This is a genomic window from Rathayibacter sp. VKM Ac-2835, from assembly GCF_013266705.1.
GTDB lineage: Bacteria > Actinomycetota > Actinomycetes > Actinomycetales > Microbacteriaceae > Rathayibacter.
Window position 1 is genome coordinate 220,079 of sequence record NZ_JABSNQ010000004.1, and the last position, 14,144, is coordinate 234,222.

Genomic DNA, 14,144 nt, shown 5'->3' on the forward strand with positions numbered 1-14,144 from the left:
ATGACCGACGACGACAGGATCCCCGCCCGCCCCCGACTCCTCCTAGCGCTCGCCCGCACCGGGCTCGAGCCCGGTGCCGCAGCCGACTTCGACACCCTTGCCGAGGCGCTCGCCCGGGGTCTCCCCCTGCGGAGGCTCCCGATCGCGCTGCTGCGGCTGCGACGCCACCTCCATCCGGCCGGCGAGCGCGGCCGCCGTGCTCAGAGAGCGGGTGCCAGCTCCTCCGCCGGCTGCCGGCGCTGAGCACGGACCGTGAAGAGCCGCGGATTGACGTCGAGCAGCACCCGCACGGCGCCGACCCAGACGAGGGCCGAGCCGAGGAGGTGCACCGCGACGAGCGCCTCGGGCAGGGCGAGGAGCGACTGGGCGACGCCGACGAGCGCCTGCAGCCCCACCACGACGAGGAAGGCGACCACGCGGCGCCGGGCCAGCTCGGAGCCGGGCAACCGCGCCAGCAGCGCCAGGAGGGCGACGGCGAGCACGAGCGTCGCGGTGCCGAGCACCCCGTGCACGACCGTCACGCTCTCCCAGTGGAACCGCATCCGCGGGACCTCGGCGGAATCGCCCGCATGCGGGCCGGTGCCGGTCACGAGGGTGCCGACGGCGATCACGAGCAGCGTCACCGCGATGAGGGCGATGCTCACCCCGCGGGTGAGGGCGTCCGGTTCGAACGCGACGGACTGCGAGCGGTGCGCGCGGTGCCAGGTCAGCGCGGTCGTCGTCAGCAGGGCGATCGCGAGCATGAAGTGCCCGGCGACGATGTACGGGTTCAGCCCCGAGTGCACGGTCGCACCGCCGGCGAGCGCGTTGGCGACGACGAGCCAGAACTGCGACCAGGCGAGCCGGGTCATCGTGCGGTCGCGCGGCTTCTGCAACCGGGCCGCGGTGATGGCCCAGCCGACGGCGACGACCAGCACGCCCGTGAAGGCGCGGTTGGTGAACTCGATGAAGCCGTGGATCCCGAGCTCGGGCGTGGAGGTGAGCGAGCCGGCGTCGCAGGCCGGCCAGGTCGGGCAGCCGAGGCCCGAGCCGGTGAGGCGCACGACTCCGCCGAAGAAGATGATCAGGATGCTCGCGATCAGGGCGGCGGTCGTCCCCCAGCGCAGGGCGCGGGGGCTCAGCGTGACGCGCTCGGCGAGGAACGAGAACGGCGTGATCATCAGAACGGCAGCAGCGGATCGATGCCGACGGCGAGGAAGAGCAGCGTGAGGTATCCGATCGAGCCGTGGAAGACGCGCATCGGCGAGACGTGCTCATGACGGATCGCGAGGCTGTAGAGGCGGTGCGTCTCGGCGATGAACCAGACGCCGCTGGCCAGGGCGACGACGGTGTAGACGACTCCCATGTCCGCCACCGGGATGAGCAGCAGCGAGCAGGCGACGGTGGCCCACGCGTAGAGGATGACCTGGAGGCCGACGATGGTGCGCCCGCGCACGACGGCGAGCATCGGCACGCCCGCGGCGCGGTAGTCCTCGCGGTACTTCATCGACAGCGGCCAGTAGTGCGGCGGCGTCCAGAGGAAGATCACCGAGAAGAGGATGATCGGCGCCCAGTCGAGCGAGTTCGTGACGGCGGCCCAGCCGATCAGCACGGGCATGCAGCCGGCGATCCCGCCCCAGACGATGTTCTGCGGGGTGCGGCGCTTGAGGAACAGCGTGTAGAAGAGCACGTAGATGAGGATCGCGGCGAGCGAGAGCGACGCGGCGAGCCAGTTGGCCGTGAGGCCGAGCCAGACGATCGACAGCACGCCGATGGTGGTCGCGAAGACCAGCGCCTCGCGGTCGGAGACCTCGCCGGTGACCAGCGGGCGGTTCCGGGTCCGCTTCATCACGCGGTCGATGTCGCGGTCGATGTAGCAGTTGAACGCGCCGGCCGACCCGGCGCTGAGCGCCCCGCCGATGAGCACGTTCAGCACCAGCAGCAGGTTCGGGATCCCGCCCTGCGCCAGGATCATCGTGGGCGCCGTGACCACGAGCAGCAGCTCGATCACGCGCGGCTTCGTCAGCGCGACGTACGCCCTCACCTTGCGCGACAGGGGCGACCGGACGGGCCCTCCCCGCTCGATCGCGGTGGTCTCTGCGACTAGGTCCATTGCTCCTCTAACGATCGATGATCCCGAACGAGTGTAATGCGCGGCGGATGGGGGCGAGCCCGGAGTGCACGCTTGTCCAATCGGGAGCCGACATATGCGAGGCGCAACCCCCGATCCCCGGCGCACCCCCCTCCGTATACTCGGAACTGCTCGCCAGAGCGCCCGGCCCGCACCCGAGTTCCGCCCGACTGATCAGTCGCGCGAGGCCGAACGGGGCGTCGTCGGAAGCATCGTGTCGAAGTCGTCATGCGCGCTCCACCATGCGAGAGGGCGGACGGTCCCCGTCTGCCCCACGTCTCGAGAAGGGTCAGTACCTAGTGTCAGAACTGCAATGGGATTCCATTGACGAGAAGGCAGTCGACACGGCGAGGGTTCTCGCCGCGGATGCGGTCGAGAAGGTCGGCAACGGCCACCCCGGCACCGCCATGAGCCTCGCGCCGGCCGCCTACCTCCTGTTCCAGAAGGTCATGCGCCGCGATCCGTCCGACGCCACCTGGATCGGCCGCGACCGCTTCATCCTGTCGGTCGGCCACTCCTCGCTGACGCAGTACGTCCAGTTCTACCTGGGCGGCTACGGCCTCGAGCTCGACGACCTCAAGGCGCTGCGCACCTGGGGCTCGAAGACCCCCGGCCACCCCGAGTACGGCCACACCGACGGCGTCGAGATCACCACCGGCCCGCTCGGCCAGGGTCTCGCCTCGGCCGTCGGCTTCGCCTACGCCGCGCGCTTCGAGCGCGACCTGTTCGACCCCGAGGCCGCCGTCGGCACCTCGCCGTTCGACCACTTCGTCTACGTCATCGCCGGCGACGGCGACCTGCAGGAGGGCGTCACCAGCGAGGCCTCCTCGCTCGCCGGCCACCAGCAGCTCGGCAACCTCGTCGTCATCTACGACTCCAACCAGATCTCGATCGAGGACGACACCAACATCGCCTTCACCGAGGACGTCAAGGCGCGCTACGAGGCCTACGACTGGCAGGTCCAGGTCGTCGACTGGAAGAAGACCGGCGAGTACCACGAGGACGTCGCCGAGCTGCACGCCGCGATCGAGGCCGCCAAGGGCGAGACGGACAAGCCGTCGCTCATCATCCTGCGCACGATCATCGGCTGGCCCTCGCCGAAGAAGCAGAACACCGGCAAGATCCACGGCTCCGCCCTCGGCGCCGACGAGCTGCGCGGCCTCAAGGAGGTGCTCGGCTTCGACCCCGAGAAGACCTTCGACGTCGCCGACGAGGTCATCGAGCACACCCGCAAGGCCGTCGAGCGCGGCCAGGCGCAGCACGCCGAGTGGAACGAGAAGCTCGAGGCGTGGGCGGTCGCGAACCCCGAGAAGAAGGTCCTCCTCGACCGCGTCCTGAGCGGCGACCTCCCCGAGGGCGTCCAGGAGGCCCTCCCCGTCTTCGAGCCCGGCAAGGAGGTGTCGACCCGAGCCGCGTCCGGCAAGGTCATCAACGCCCTCGCCGGAGTCGTGCCCGAGCTCTGGGGCGGCTCCGCCGACCTCGCCGAGTCGAACAACACGACCATCGAGGGCGCCGGCTCGTTCGTGCCGACCGAGTTCTCGACCCACGAGTGGACCGGGAAGAAGGGCGGCCGCGTGCTGCACTTCGGCATCCGCGAGCACGCCATGGGCGCGATCCTCAACGGCATCGTCCTCCACGGCAACACCCGCCCCTTCGGCGGCACCTTCCTGATCTTCTCCGACTACATGCGCCCGGCCGTCCGTCTCGCCGCGCTCATGAAGGCGCCGGCCATCTACGTCTGGACCCACGACTCCGTGGCGCTCGGGGAGGACGGCCCGACGCACCAGCCGGTCGAGCAGCTGGCCGCCCTCCGCGCGATCCCGGGACTGGACATCGTCCGCCCCGGCGACGCGAACGAGGTCGCCTACGCCTGGAAGACGATCCTCGAGCGCCGCGAGGGCCCCGCCGGTCTCGCGCTGACCCGCCAGAACATCCCCGTCTTCGAGCGCGGAGAGGGCGACGCCTCCGGCGAGACCTTCGCCCACGCGTCGAACGTCGCCCGCGGTGCGTACATCCTCGCCGAGGCGCCGAACGGCACCCCCGACGTGATCCTCATCGCCACCGGCTCCGAGGTGCAGATCGCCGTCGAGGCGCGCGAGCTGCTCAAGGGCGAGGGCGTCAACGCCCGCGTCGTCTCGGCCCCGTCGCTCGAGTGGTTCGAGGAGCAGGACGCCGAGTACCGCGAGAAGGTGCTGCCGTCCGCCGTGAAGGCGCGCGTCTCGATCGAGGCGGGCCTCAGCCTCGGCTGGCAGAAGTACGTCGGCGACGCCGGCCGCTCGGTCTCCATCGAGCACTTCGGCGCCTCCGCCGACTACAAGACCCTGTTCCGCGAGTTCGGGATCACCACCGAGGCGGCCATCACCGCCGCCAAGGAGTCGCTCGCGGCGTCCTGACCACGAAGGCCGCGTCCACCAGGGCGCGGCCTTCGCCGTCGGGCCCACGACTCCCCACCGACCCGCACCACCTACGAACGAGAAGAAGAGACATGACCGAGAACACCCCCACCGCAGACCTCTCCGCCGCCGGCGTCAGCATCTGGCTCGACGACCTGTCGCGCTCGCGCATCTCGAGCGGCGGGCTGCAGAAGCTCATCGACGAGAAGAACGTCGTCGGAGTCACCACCAACCCCACGATCTTCGCCGCGGCCCTCGCCAAGGGCGAGTCCTACGACGAGCAGGTCGAGGAGCTCGCCGCCGCCGACACCTCGGTGACCGACGCGGTCTTCGCGATCACCACCGACGACGTGGCCGCCGCCTCCGACGTCTTCCGCCCGATCTACGACGCGACCAACGGCTACGACGGCCGCGTCTCGATCGAGGTCGAGCCGGGCCTCGCGCACGACGCGCAGGGCACCATCGAGCAGGCCAAGGCCCTCTGGGCCAAGGTCGACCGCCCGAACGCGATGATCAAGATCCCCGCGACCGTCGAGGGCCTCGAGGCCATCACCGAGGCCATCGGCTCCGGCATCTCGGTCAACGTCACGCTGATCTTCTCGCTCGCCCGCTACCGCGCCGTCATCAACGCGTACCTCGCCGGCCTCGAGAAGGCCAAGGACGCCGGCATCGACCTGTCGACGATCCACTCCGTCGCCTCGTTCTTCGTGTCGCGCGTCGACACCGAGATCGACAAGCGCCTCGAGGCCGTCGGCACCGACGAGGCCCTCGCCCTCAAGAGCAAGGCCGGCGTCGCCAACGCGCAGCTCGCCTACGAGGTCTTCGTCGAGGCGTTCGCCACCGAGCGCGCGCTGCTCCTGCAGGAGTCCGGCGCCAACCGCCAGCGTCCGCTCTGGGCCTCGACCGGCGTCAAGTCGACCGACCTCCCCGACACCCTCTACGTGACCGAGCTGGTCGCCGCGGGCGTCGTCAACACCATGCCCGAGAAGACCCTCGAGGCGACCTTCGACCACGGCGTCATCTCCGGGGACACCGTGACCGGCTCCTACGCCGACGCGAACGCCGTGCTCGACGCCGTCGCCGCGCAGGGCGTCTCCTACGCCGAGGTCACCGAGCTGCTCGAGAAGGAGGGCGTCGAGAAGTTCGTCGTCTCCTGGAACGAGCTGCTGGACACCGTCACCGCCGCGCTCGAGGGCGCGAAGGCGAAGGCCTGATCATGGCGATCCAGATCCACCTCAGCGGCGACGCCGAGAAGGCCGCCGACCGCGTCGTGCCGGAGCTCGTCGCCGACGAGGTCGCCTCGGGCATCACCGCCCAGGTCCCCACCCTCTGGGGTGCGGCGGCCGAGGACGAGTCCGCGAAGCGCCTCGGCTGGACCGAGTCGACCACCGTCTCCCGCCCGCTGATCCCCGAGATCCTGGCGCTCCGCGAGGAGTTCCAGGCCAAGGGCATCGACCACATCGTGCTCGGCGGCATGGGCGGCTCCTCGCTCGCGCCCGAGGTCATCACCCGGACCGCCGGCGTCGAGCTCACCGTGCTCGACTCCACCGCCCCCGGGCAGGTCCTCGCGGCCCTGAACGACCGCCTCGCATCGACCGCTGTCGTCATCTCGTCCAAGTCAGGCTCGACGGTCGAGACCGCCAGCCAGAAGAAGGCCTACGAGAAGGCGTTCACCGAGGCGGGCATCGACCCGCTCGACCGCATCGTGATCGTGACCGACCCCGGCTCCCCGCTGGACACCTCGTCCCGCGAGGCGGGCTACCGGGTCTTCAACGCCGACCCGAACATCGGCGGTCGCTTCTCGGCGCTGTCCGCGTTCGGCCTCGTGCCGTCCGGCCTCGCCGGAGCCGACATCGAGGCCCTCCTCGACGAGGCGGCGGAGGCGTCCCTCGGCCTGGCCGTGGACACCCCGGAGAACCCGGGTCTGCTCCTCGGCGCCGCGATCGCCGCCACCAGCCCCCGTCGCGACAAGCTCGCGATCGTGGCGGACGGCACCCACATCGTGGGCTTCGCCGACTGGGCCGAGCAGCTCATCGCCGAGTCCACCGGCAAGGACGGCACGGGCATCCTCCCCGTCGTCCTGGGCACCCTCGCCCCCGAGCTGTCGGAGGACCTCGCCGACGTGCAGGTCGTCCGCCTGGTCGAGGACGCGAGCGCGCTGCACCTGTTCCCGCGCGACCGGCACGAGGGCGAGATCCTCCTGTCCGGCTCGCTCGGCGCGCAGATGCTGACCTGGGAGTACGCGGTCGCGGTCGCCGGGCGACTGCTCGGGATCAACCCGTTCGACCAGCCCGACGTCGAGTCGGCGAAGGTCGCGACCCGGGCCCTGCTCGAGAAGCGGCCCGAGCCCGCCGCCCCGGCGTTCACCGACGCGGGCATCGAGGTGACCGGCACGTCCGAGGTCACCGAGGGCGTCTCGACCGTCGCCGCCGCCGTCGACCGCCTCCTCGCCCAGCTGGGCGAGGGCGGCTACGTGTCGATCCAGGCCTACGTCGACCGCCTCGCCCTCCCGCAGCTGGAGGGCGTCCGCGACCTCCTCGCCGCGCAGTCGAAGCGCCCCGTCACGTTCGGCTGGGGCCCGCGCTTCCTGCACTCGACGGGTCAGTACCACAAGGGCGGAGCGCCGACCGGCGTCTTCCTCCAGATCGCCGAGCGCGCGAGCACGGACCTCGAGATCCCCGAGAGCCCGTTCACCTTCGGCCAGCTGATCCAGGCGCAGGCCGCGGGCGACGCGAGCGTGCTCGCCGAGCACGGCCGCCCCGTCCTGACGCTGACGCTGACGGACCCGGAGGCCGACCTCGAGGCGCTCTTCGAGGCGCTCAACACCTGATCCGCCGGGCGCGGCGCTCCGTCCTCCTCGCGGAGGCGGGGCGCCGCGCCCGCGGTCGTCCGCGCGGCCCGTCACGACCGCGCTCGCAAGCCCTCAGCGGAGCGGGCCGGCGTCACCCCTCCCCCTCCGTCACCGATAGCAGTGCGCCCAGGCGTCCGGCCCGCCGGCCGCCGCGGCACACAGAAGGACACTGCACATGTCTGTGGACATCACTCCCGAGTTCAACCCGCTGCGGTTGAGCTTCGACCGCCGGCTGAATCGGATCGCGGGGCCGAGCGGCCTCGTCATCTTCGGCGTCACCGGCGATCTCTCCCGCAAGAAGCTCATGCCTGCGGTCTACGACCTCGCCAACCGCGGCCTGCTGCCGCCCGGCTTCGCGCTCGTCGGCTTCGCCCGGCGCGACTGGGACGACCAGGACTTCGAGAAGGTCGTGCACGACTCCGTCAAGAAGTACGCGCGCACCGAGTTCCACGAGGAGGTCTGGACCCAGCTCGCGCAGGGCATCCGCTTCGTGCAGGGCGAGTTCGACGACCCCGAGGCCTTCAGCCGCCTGAAGACGACGGTCGACGAGCTCGACCGCGAGCGCGGCACGAACGGCAACTTCGCCTTCTACCTCTCGATCCCGCCGAAGTCCTTCCCCCAGGTCACCGAGCAGCTGCGCAGCTCGGGCCTCGCGGAGCAGAAGGACGGCCAGTGGCGCCGCGTCGTCATCGAGAAGCCCTTCGGCAGCGACCTGACGACCGCGCGCGAGCTGAACGCCGTCGTCGAGTCGGTCTTCCCGCCGGACTCCGTCTTCCGGATCGACCACTACCTCGGCAAGGAGACGGTCCAGAACATCCTGGCGCTGCGCTTCGCCAACATGATGTACGAGCCGCTCTGGAACTCGAACTACGTCGACCACGTGCAGATCACGATGGCCGAGGACATCGGAGTGGGCGGCCGCGCCGGCTACTACGACGGCATCGGCGCCGCGCGCGACGTCATCCAGAACCACCTGCTCCAGCTGCTCGCCCTCACGGCGATGGAGGAGCCGATCTCGTTCGACGCCGCGGACCTCCGCGCCGAGAAGGAGAAGGTCCTCGCGGCCGTCCGCCTGCCGAAGGACCTGTCGACCGTCACCGCGCGCGGGCAGTACTCCGGCGGCTGGCAGGGCGGCGAGAAGGTGCTCGGCTTCCTCGAGGAGGACGGCATGAGCCCCACCTCGACCACCGAGACCTTCGCCGCGATGCGCCTCGACATCGGCACCCGCCGCTGGGCCGGCGTGCCGTTCTACCTCCGCGCGGGCAAGCGCCTGGGCCGCCGCGTCACCGAGATCGCGGTGGTCTTCAAGCGTGCGCCGCAGCAGCTCTTCGCCGAGAGCCAGACCACCTCGCTCGGCCAGAACGCCCTGGTGATCCGCGTCCAGCCGGACGAGGGCGTGACCATGCGCTTCGGCTCGAAGGTGCCCGGCGCCGGCATGCAGGTGCGCGACGTCACGATGGACTTCGGCTACGGCCACGCCTTCACCGAGGCCAGCCCCGAGGCGTACGAGCGCCTCATCCTCGACGTCCTCCTGGGCGAGCCCCCGCTCTTCCCGCGGCACGAGGAGGTCGAGCTGTCCTGGAAGATCCTCGACCCGATCGAGGAGTACTGGACCACGCAGGGCCAGCCCGAGCAGTACCGCCCCGGAACCTGGGGCCCCGATTCCGCCGACGAGCTCCTCGCTCGCGACGGCCGCACCTGGAGGCGCCCGTGATCGTCGATCTGCCCGACACCACGACGAGCGAGGTCTCGAAGACCCTCGTCAAGATCCGCGAGGAGGGCGGCGCCGTCGCCCTCGGCCGCGTGCTCACCCTCATCATCGCGACCTCCCGGGGCCACGAGGAGGAGGCGATCGACGCCGCCAACGACGCGTCCCGCGAGCACCCGATGCGCGTCATCGTCGTCTCGAAGGACGACGGGCTCACCACGGTCCCCGTCGACGCCACCCCGCGCGTCGACGCGCAGATCCGCGTGGGCGGCGACGCCGGCGCGAGCGAGGTCGTCGTGCTCCGCCCGTTCGGCGACGCGGCGACGGACGAGGAGAGCCTCGTCACGGGGCTCCTGCTCCCGGACGCCCCCGTGGTCGCCTGGTGGCCGAACAGCGCGCCCGAGAGCGCCTCGAAGTCGCCGATCGGCCGCATCGCGACCCGCCGGATCACCGACGCCTCCGCGCAGTCGAACCCGGCCGAGGCGCTGCACCACCTGGCCTCGACCTACGCGCCCGGTGACACCGACTTCGCCTGGACGCGCCTCACCCTGTGGCGCGCCCAGCTCGCCGCCGTGCTCGACCAGCCGCCGTACGAGCCGATCACGGCCGTCGAGGTCTCCGGCGCGCCGGACTCCCCCTCGACGATCCTGCTCGCGGCCTGGCTGCAGCTCGAGCTCGACATCCCCGTCGACCACGAGCTCACCATCAGTGCGACGGGGTCCAGCGGGATCCACGGGGTGCGCCTCTTCCGCGAGTCCGGCGTGATCGAGCTCGAGCGCTCGATCCCGAACGTCGCCACGCTGACGCAGCCCGACCAGCCCGTCCACGACATCTCCCTGCCGCGCCGGAGCCTCCGCGACTGCCTGGCGGAGGAGCTGCGCAGGCTCGACCCGGATGACCTGTACGGTGAAGTCATCTCGCGCGGTGTGGACATGCTCACCGAGAAGAACGACGCCCGCAGCGCGTCCTGACACCGCCGCACTCCCCGGCCGCCGCCGCCCGCTCCCGGGCGCGGCGGCCGGCGAGACGGCCATCCGCCGCAGGCGACCGACCCGAAGGAGACCCCGATGACCACTGACCGCCGTGTGCTCGTCCACCGAGACAAGCAGACCCTCGCAGGCTCGGTCGCCGCGCGCTTCCTGACGAAGACGATCGACATCCTCGACGACCTGGGCACGGCGAACGTGGTCCTCACGGGCGGGACGATGGGCGCGGCGACGCTGAAGGAGATCGCCGGCTCCTCCGCGTCGGGCAACGTCGACTGGACGCGCGTGCACTTCTGGTGGGGCGACGAGCGCTGGGTCCCCCGCGGCCACGAGGACCGGAACGACGTGCAGGCGGGCGACCTCTTCGAGCGCCTCGACGTCCCGGCCGGGAACGTGCACTCCTACCCCGCGTCGGACGAGGGCCTCGACCTCGACGGCGCGGCCGCCGCGTACGACGCCGAGCTCCGCGCGCACGCGACCGAGGGCCGCGACTACCCCCGCTTCGACATCACCTTCCTCGGCGTCGGGCCCGACGGCCACATCGCCTCGCTCTTCCCGGAGCGCTCGGCCATCCGCCACCCGCAGCCGGGTGTGCTGGCGGTCCGCAACTCCCCCAAGCCGCCGCCCGAGCGCCTCACCCTCACGCTGCCGCTGATCAACCAGTCCGACCGGATCTGGATGGTCCTCGCGGGAGCCGACAAGGCCTCCGCCCTCGGCCTCGCCCTGGCGGGCGCGAGCACCAACGAGGTGCCGGCGGCCGGAGCGTTCGGCCGCAAGCGCACGGTGTTCTTCGTCGACCAGGAGGCTGCGGCCGAGGTTCCGGAGTCGCTGATCGCCCCGAGCTACTGAGACCTGCCCGGACGGCTCGTCCGGCAACGACGAAGGGCCCGCCTCCTGGGGAGGGCGGGCCCTTCGTCGTTGCTCCGGCCGTGCGGCCGGTCGTGCTCAGCTGGGGGTCGCGGTGCCGCGGCGGGCGCGCAGCTGCTGCAGCGCCTCCTCGAGGAGCTGAGCCGCCTCGGCCTCGGTGCGGCGCTCCTTCACGTACGCGAGGTGCGTCTTGTAGGGCTCCGACTTCGCGACCTGCGGCGGGTTCGCCCGGTCGCGGCCCGCGGGGAGACCGGACTGCGGGGAGTCGATCACCTCGGGGATCTCGTCCTCCGGGAGGGCCGCCGAGAAGTGGCGCACCGTCTCGTTGCCGAGGGCGTCCCAGTAGGAGACCGCGACGCGCTCCGCGTGGTAGCCCCGGTCCTGCTCGCCCATGGGTCCCGCGCCGACGCGCGAACCGCGGATTGCACTGCCGCCTGATGCCATTCCGTTTACCCCTATGCTCCGGTGTCGAACTTGGTGATGAGACCGAGCACCACGATGCAGGCCAGCCAGACGAGGCCGAGGATCACAGTGATGCGGTTCAGGTTGCGCTCCGCGACGCCCGAGGCACCGAGGTTCGAGGTGACTCCACCGCCGAACATGTCGGACAGTCCGCCGCCGCGCCCCTTGTGGAGCAGGATCAGCATGGTGAGCAGGAGGCTCGTGATGCCCAGGACGACCTGGAGCACGACCTGGAGGATGTCCACGCGGTACCTTTCGAAGTTCTGGCGCGTTGCACGCCTCGACGAGTATAACGGCGCCTGCGAACCCCGGGGAATCGCGTCGCCCCGTGTTCCGTCCGCTGTATACGCGGGCGCTTCGACTTCTGGTGGGGGCGGAGGGGATGGCCTCGTCGCGGCGCCTTCCCGCGCTCCTGCGGAGCGCCCGCCAGACCCGAGCCTGTCGCCGCGACGAGGCCATCCCCTCCGCCCGCGCACGCGCGAGGCTCCCACCGGCACTTCCGGGAGGATCACCGCGGAGAGGACCTGGGGTGGACGACCGGCCGCGCGGCGGCGAGGGCAACCGGCGATTCGCGTGGCAGCGAATCGTCGTGGCCGGACGCAGGACGCTCTACGGGACGCGACCACCTCGAAGAGCCGACTGCGCCACGCCGCGCAGGGAGCGGCGTGGACGATCGCGTGCTGTCGGAACCGCTCCCGGACGTCTGCCGCCGGAACGACTGAAGGGGCGGGCCCTTGGGCCCACCCCTTCAGATGCAGAGCGTCAGACGCCTACGTGGTTCCGATAGCGCGCGATCGCAGCGAACTCCTCGACCTGGAGGCTGGCGCCTCCGACGAGGGCGCCGTCGACGTCGGGCTCGCGCATGAAGCCGGCGATGTTTCCGGACTTGACGGAGCCGCCGTAGAGGATGCGCGTCTTCGCCGCGGTGTCGGCGCCGAGGATGTCGGCGACGACGTCGCGGAGGGCCTTGCAGACCTGCTGGGCCTGCTCGGGCGTGGCGGCCTGGCCGGAGCCGATGGCCCAGACCGGCTCGTACGCGACGACCAGGTCGGCGTCCGCGGGGAGACCGGTGAGGGCCTCCTTCAGCTGCGCGACCGGCACCGCGGACGGGCCGTGCTTCTCGAGGTCGTCGGCGGTCTCGCCGACGCAGACGATCGGCGGGACGCCGTGCTTGACGGCTGCAGCCGTCTTCGCGGCGATGTCCGCGTCGGTCTCGCCGTGCAGCGTGCGCCGCTCGGAGTGGCCGACGATGACGTAGTCGCAGTCGAGCTGCTGGAGGAACTGGCCGGAGATCTCACCGGTGTAGGCCCCGCTGTCGAACTTCGACAGGTCCTGCGCGCCGTACTTGAGCGGCAGCTTGTCGGAGTCGACGAGGATCTGCACGGGGCGTAGATCGGTGAACGGCGGGAACACCGCGACCTCGACTCCGTCGAAGTCGTGGTTGGCGTCCTTGAGGCTCCACGCGAGCTTCTGCACGAAGGCGATGGCCTGGAGGTGGTCCAGGTTCATCTTCCAGTTGCCGGCGATGAGCGGGATGCGGGATGTCACTGCCATCCGAGGACCTCCAGTCCGGGGAGGCGCTTCCCCTCGAGGAATTCGAGGCTGGCTCCGCCTCCCGTCGAGATGTGGCCGAACTGCCCGTCCTCGAAGCCGAGGGCGCGCACCGCGGCGGCGGAGTCTCCGCCGCCGACGACGCTGAGTCCGTCGACCTCGGTGAGGGCCTGGGCGACGGCTTTCGTGCCGGCCGCGAACGGCTCGAGCTCGAAGACGCCCATCGGGCCGTTCCAGAACACGGTCTTCGAGGCCGCGACGACCTCGGCGAACCGCTTCGCGGTGTCCGGTCCGATGTCCAGACCGAGGCCGTCCGCGCCGAAGGCGGTGTCCTCGATGGCGTCGGCGGGGGCGGTCACGTACTCCGCGTCCGCTCCGAACTTCGAGGCGACGACCACGTCCGTGGGGACGACGATCTCCACCCCGAGCTCCTTCGCCTTCGCGAGGTAGCCGAGGACGGTGTCGATCTGGTCGGCTTCGAGCAGGCTCTTGCCGACCTCGTGGCCCTGGGCCTTGAGGAAGGTGAAGAGCATGCCGCCGCCGATGAGGATCGAGTCGACCCGCGGGAGCAGGTGGTCGATCACGCCGAGCTTGTCCGAGACCTTCGAGCCGCCGAGGACGACCGTGTAGGGCCGCTCCGGCTTCTCGGTCAGACGGTCCAGGACCTCGAGCTCGGCGGCGATCAGCGTCCCGGCGGCACTGGGCAGCAGCTGAGCGAGCTCGTACACGCTCGCCTGCTTGCGGTGCACGACGCCGAAGCCGTCCGAGACGAACGCGTCGCCGAAGGCGGCGAGCTTCTCGGCGAAGGCACGGCGCTCGTCGGCGTCCTTGCTGGTCTCGCCCGGGTTGAAGCGGAGGTTCTCGAGCACGACGACCTGGCCGTCCTCGAGGGCGTCGACCGCGGCGGAGGCGGAGTCGCCGACCGTGTCCTCGGCGAACGAGACGGGAGCGTCGAGGAGCTCGCCGAGGCGCTCGGCGACGGGCGCGAGGCTGTACTTCGAGTCGGGGGCGCCGTCGGGGCGGCCGAGGTGGCTCACGACCACGACTCGGGCGCCCTCGGCGACGAGCCGCTGGAGCGTGGGCACCGACGCGCGCACGCGGCCGTCGTCCGTGATCGTTCCGTCCTTCAGGGGGACGTTCAGATCGCAGCGGACGACGACGCGCGTGCCGGCGAGGGAGCCCAGTGAGTCCAGAGTGCGGAGCGTCACGGTGTCAC

12 protein-coding genes are annotated in these 14,144 nt (G+C 71.1%); 6 read left to right on the forward strand and 6 right to left on the reverse strand.

The window, feature by feature from the left end; genetic code table 11:
* Positions 1-200 precede the first annotated feature (200 nt).
* Both HRK28_RS17545 and HRK28_RS17550 read right to left on the reverse strand, forming a co-directional pair.
* The gene (locus tag HRK28_RS17545; protein ID WP_173252553.1) at positions 201-1,160 is read right to left on the reverse strand and encodes a heme A synthase; all 960 of its coding nucleotides are present in this window, start codon (positions 1,158-1,160) and stop codon (positions 201-203) included.
* Entirely contained in the window at positions 1,160-2,092 is a 933-nt protein-coding gene (locus HRK28_RS17550) for a heme o synthase (protein ID WP_173252554.1), read from the reverse strand. The genes HRK28_RS17545 and HRK28_RS17550 overlap by 1 nt, the downstream gene beginning before the upstream one ends.
* 317 nt (positions 2,093-2,409) lie before the next feature.
* On the opposite strand from HRK28_RS17550, the gene tkt reads away from it, so the two are divergent.
* The 6 genes from tkt to pgl all read left to right on the forward strand — a co-directional run bounded on the left by tkt (position 2,410) and on the right by pgl (position 10,897).
* Positions 2,410-4,503 (forward strand): transketolase, encoded by a 2,094-nt coding sequence (gene tkt, locus HRK28_RS17555; RefSeq protein ID WP_160089751.1) that lies wholly within the window; start codon positions 2,410-2,412, stop codon positions 4,501-4,503.
* Between the two features lie 92 nt (positions 4,504-4,595).
* Positions 4,596-5,717 carry a transaldolase gene (gene tal / locus HRK28_RS17560; protein ID WP_160089753.1) on the forward strand — a complete coding sequence of 374 codons (1,122 nt, stop codon included), beginning with the start codon at positions 4,596-4,598 and terminating at the stop codon, positions 5,715-5,717.
* A gap of 2 nt (positions 5,718-5,719) precedes the next feature.
* Entirely contained in the window at positions 5,720-7,333 is a 1,614-nt protein-coding gene (locus HRK28_RS17565) for a glucose-6-phosphate isomerase (RefSeq protein ID WP_160089755.1), read from the forward strand.
* Positions 7,334-7,529: 196 nt separating this feature from the next.
* On the forward strand, positions 7,530-9,068 hold the full coding sequence (gene zwf, locus HRK28_RS17570) for a glucose-6-phosphate dehydrogenase (RefSeq protein WP_160089757.1): 1,539 nt from the start codon (positions 7,530-7,532) through the stop codon (positions 9,066-9,068).
* The gene (locus HRK28_RS17575; protein ID WP_160089759.1) at positions 9,065-10,033 is read left to right on the forward strand and encodes a glucose-6-phosphate dehydrogenase assembly protein OpcA; all 969 of its coding nucleotides are present in this window, start codon (positions 9,065-9,067) and stop codon (positions 10,031-10,033) included. The genes zwf and HRK28_RS17575 overlap by 4 nt, the downstream gene beginning before the upstream one ends.
* A 96-nt stretch (positions 10,034-10,129) precedes the next feature.
* Positions 10,130-10,897 carry a 6-phosphogluconolactonase gene (gene pgl, locus HRK28_RS17580; RefSeq protein WP_160089761.1) on the forward strand — a complete coding sequence of 256 codons (768 nt, stop codon included), beginning with the start codon at positions 10,130-10,132 and terminating at the stop codon, positions 10,895-10,897.
* A gap of 96 nt (positions 10,898-10,993) precedes the next feature.
* Here pgl and HRK28_RS17585 read toward each other — a convergent pair whose 3' ends face one another.
* From HRK28_RS17585 to pgk, 4 genes are all read right to left on the reverse strand, one after another.
* Positions 10,994-11,359 carry an RNA polymerase-binding protein RbpA gene (locus tag HRK28_RS17585; protein ID WP_123446271.1) on the reverse strand — a complete coding sequence of 122 codons (366 nt, stop codon included), beginning with the start codon at positions 11,357-11,359 and terminating at the stop codon, positions 10,994-10,996.
* A gap of 11 nt (positions 11,360-11,370) precedes the next feature.
* Positions 11,371-11,622: a preprotein translocase subunit SecG gene (secG, locus tag HRK28_RS17590; RefSeq protein WP_123733087.1), complete on the reverse strand. Its 252-nt coding sequence runs from the start codon at positions 11,620-11,622 to the stop codon at positions 11,371-11,373.
* A gap of 517 nt (positions 11,623-12,139) precedes the next feature.
* Positions 12,140-12,931 carry a triose-phosphate isomerase gene (tpiA, locus tag HRK28_RS17595; protein WP_173252555.1) on the reverse strand — a complete coding sequence of 264 codons (792 nt, stop codon included), beginning with the start codon at positions 12,929-12,931 and terminating at the stop codon, positions 12,140-12,142.
* Positions 12,922-14,136, reverse strand: coding sequence for a phosphoglycerate kinase (pgk, locus tag HRK28_RS17600; RefSeq protein ID WP_160089765.1), 1,215 nt, complete (start codon positions 14,134-14,136; stop codon positions 12,922-12,924). Before pgk ends, tpiA begins: the two co-directional genes overlap by 10 nt.
* Between the last annotated feature and the right edge of the window lie 8 nt (positions 14,137-14,144).

Excerpts from the sequence above, each read along its gene's own strand:
- HRK28_RS17545 (WP_173252553.1), bottom strand. The coding sequence starts at position 1,160 with ATGATCACGCCGTTCTCGTTCCTCGCCGAGCGCGTCACGCTGAGCCCC.
- HRK28_RS17550 (WP_173252554.1), bottom strand. The coding sequence starts at position 2,092 with ATGGACCTAGTCGCAGAGACCACCGCGATCGAGCGGGGAGGGCCCGTC.
- tal (WP_160089753.1), top strand. The coding sequence starts at position 4,596 with ATGACCGAGAACACCCCCACCGCAGACCTCTCCGCCGCCGGCGTCAGC.
- HRK28_RS17565 (WP_160089755.1), top strand. The coding sequence starts at position 5,720 with ATGGCGATCCAGATCCACCTCAGCGGCGACGCCGAGAAGGCCGCCGAC.
- zwf (WP_160089757.1), top strand. The coding sequence starts at position 7,530 with ATGTCTGTGGACATCACTCCCGAGTTCAACCCGCTGCGGTTGAGCTTC.
- pgl (WP_160089761.1), top strand. The coding sequence starts at position 10,130 with ATGACCACTGACCGCCGTGTGCTCGTCCACCGAGACAAGCAGACCCTC.
- HRK28_RS17585 (WP_123446271.1), bottom strand. The coding sequence starts at position 11,359 with ATGGCATCAGGCGGCAGTGCAATCCGCGGTTCGCGCGTCGGCGCGGGA.
- tpiA (WP_173252555.1), bottom strand. The coding sequence starts at position 12,931 with ATGGCAGTGACATCCCGCATCCCGCTCATCGCCGGCAACTGGAAGATG.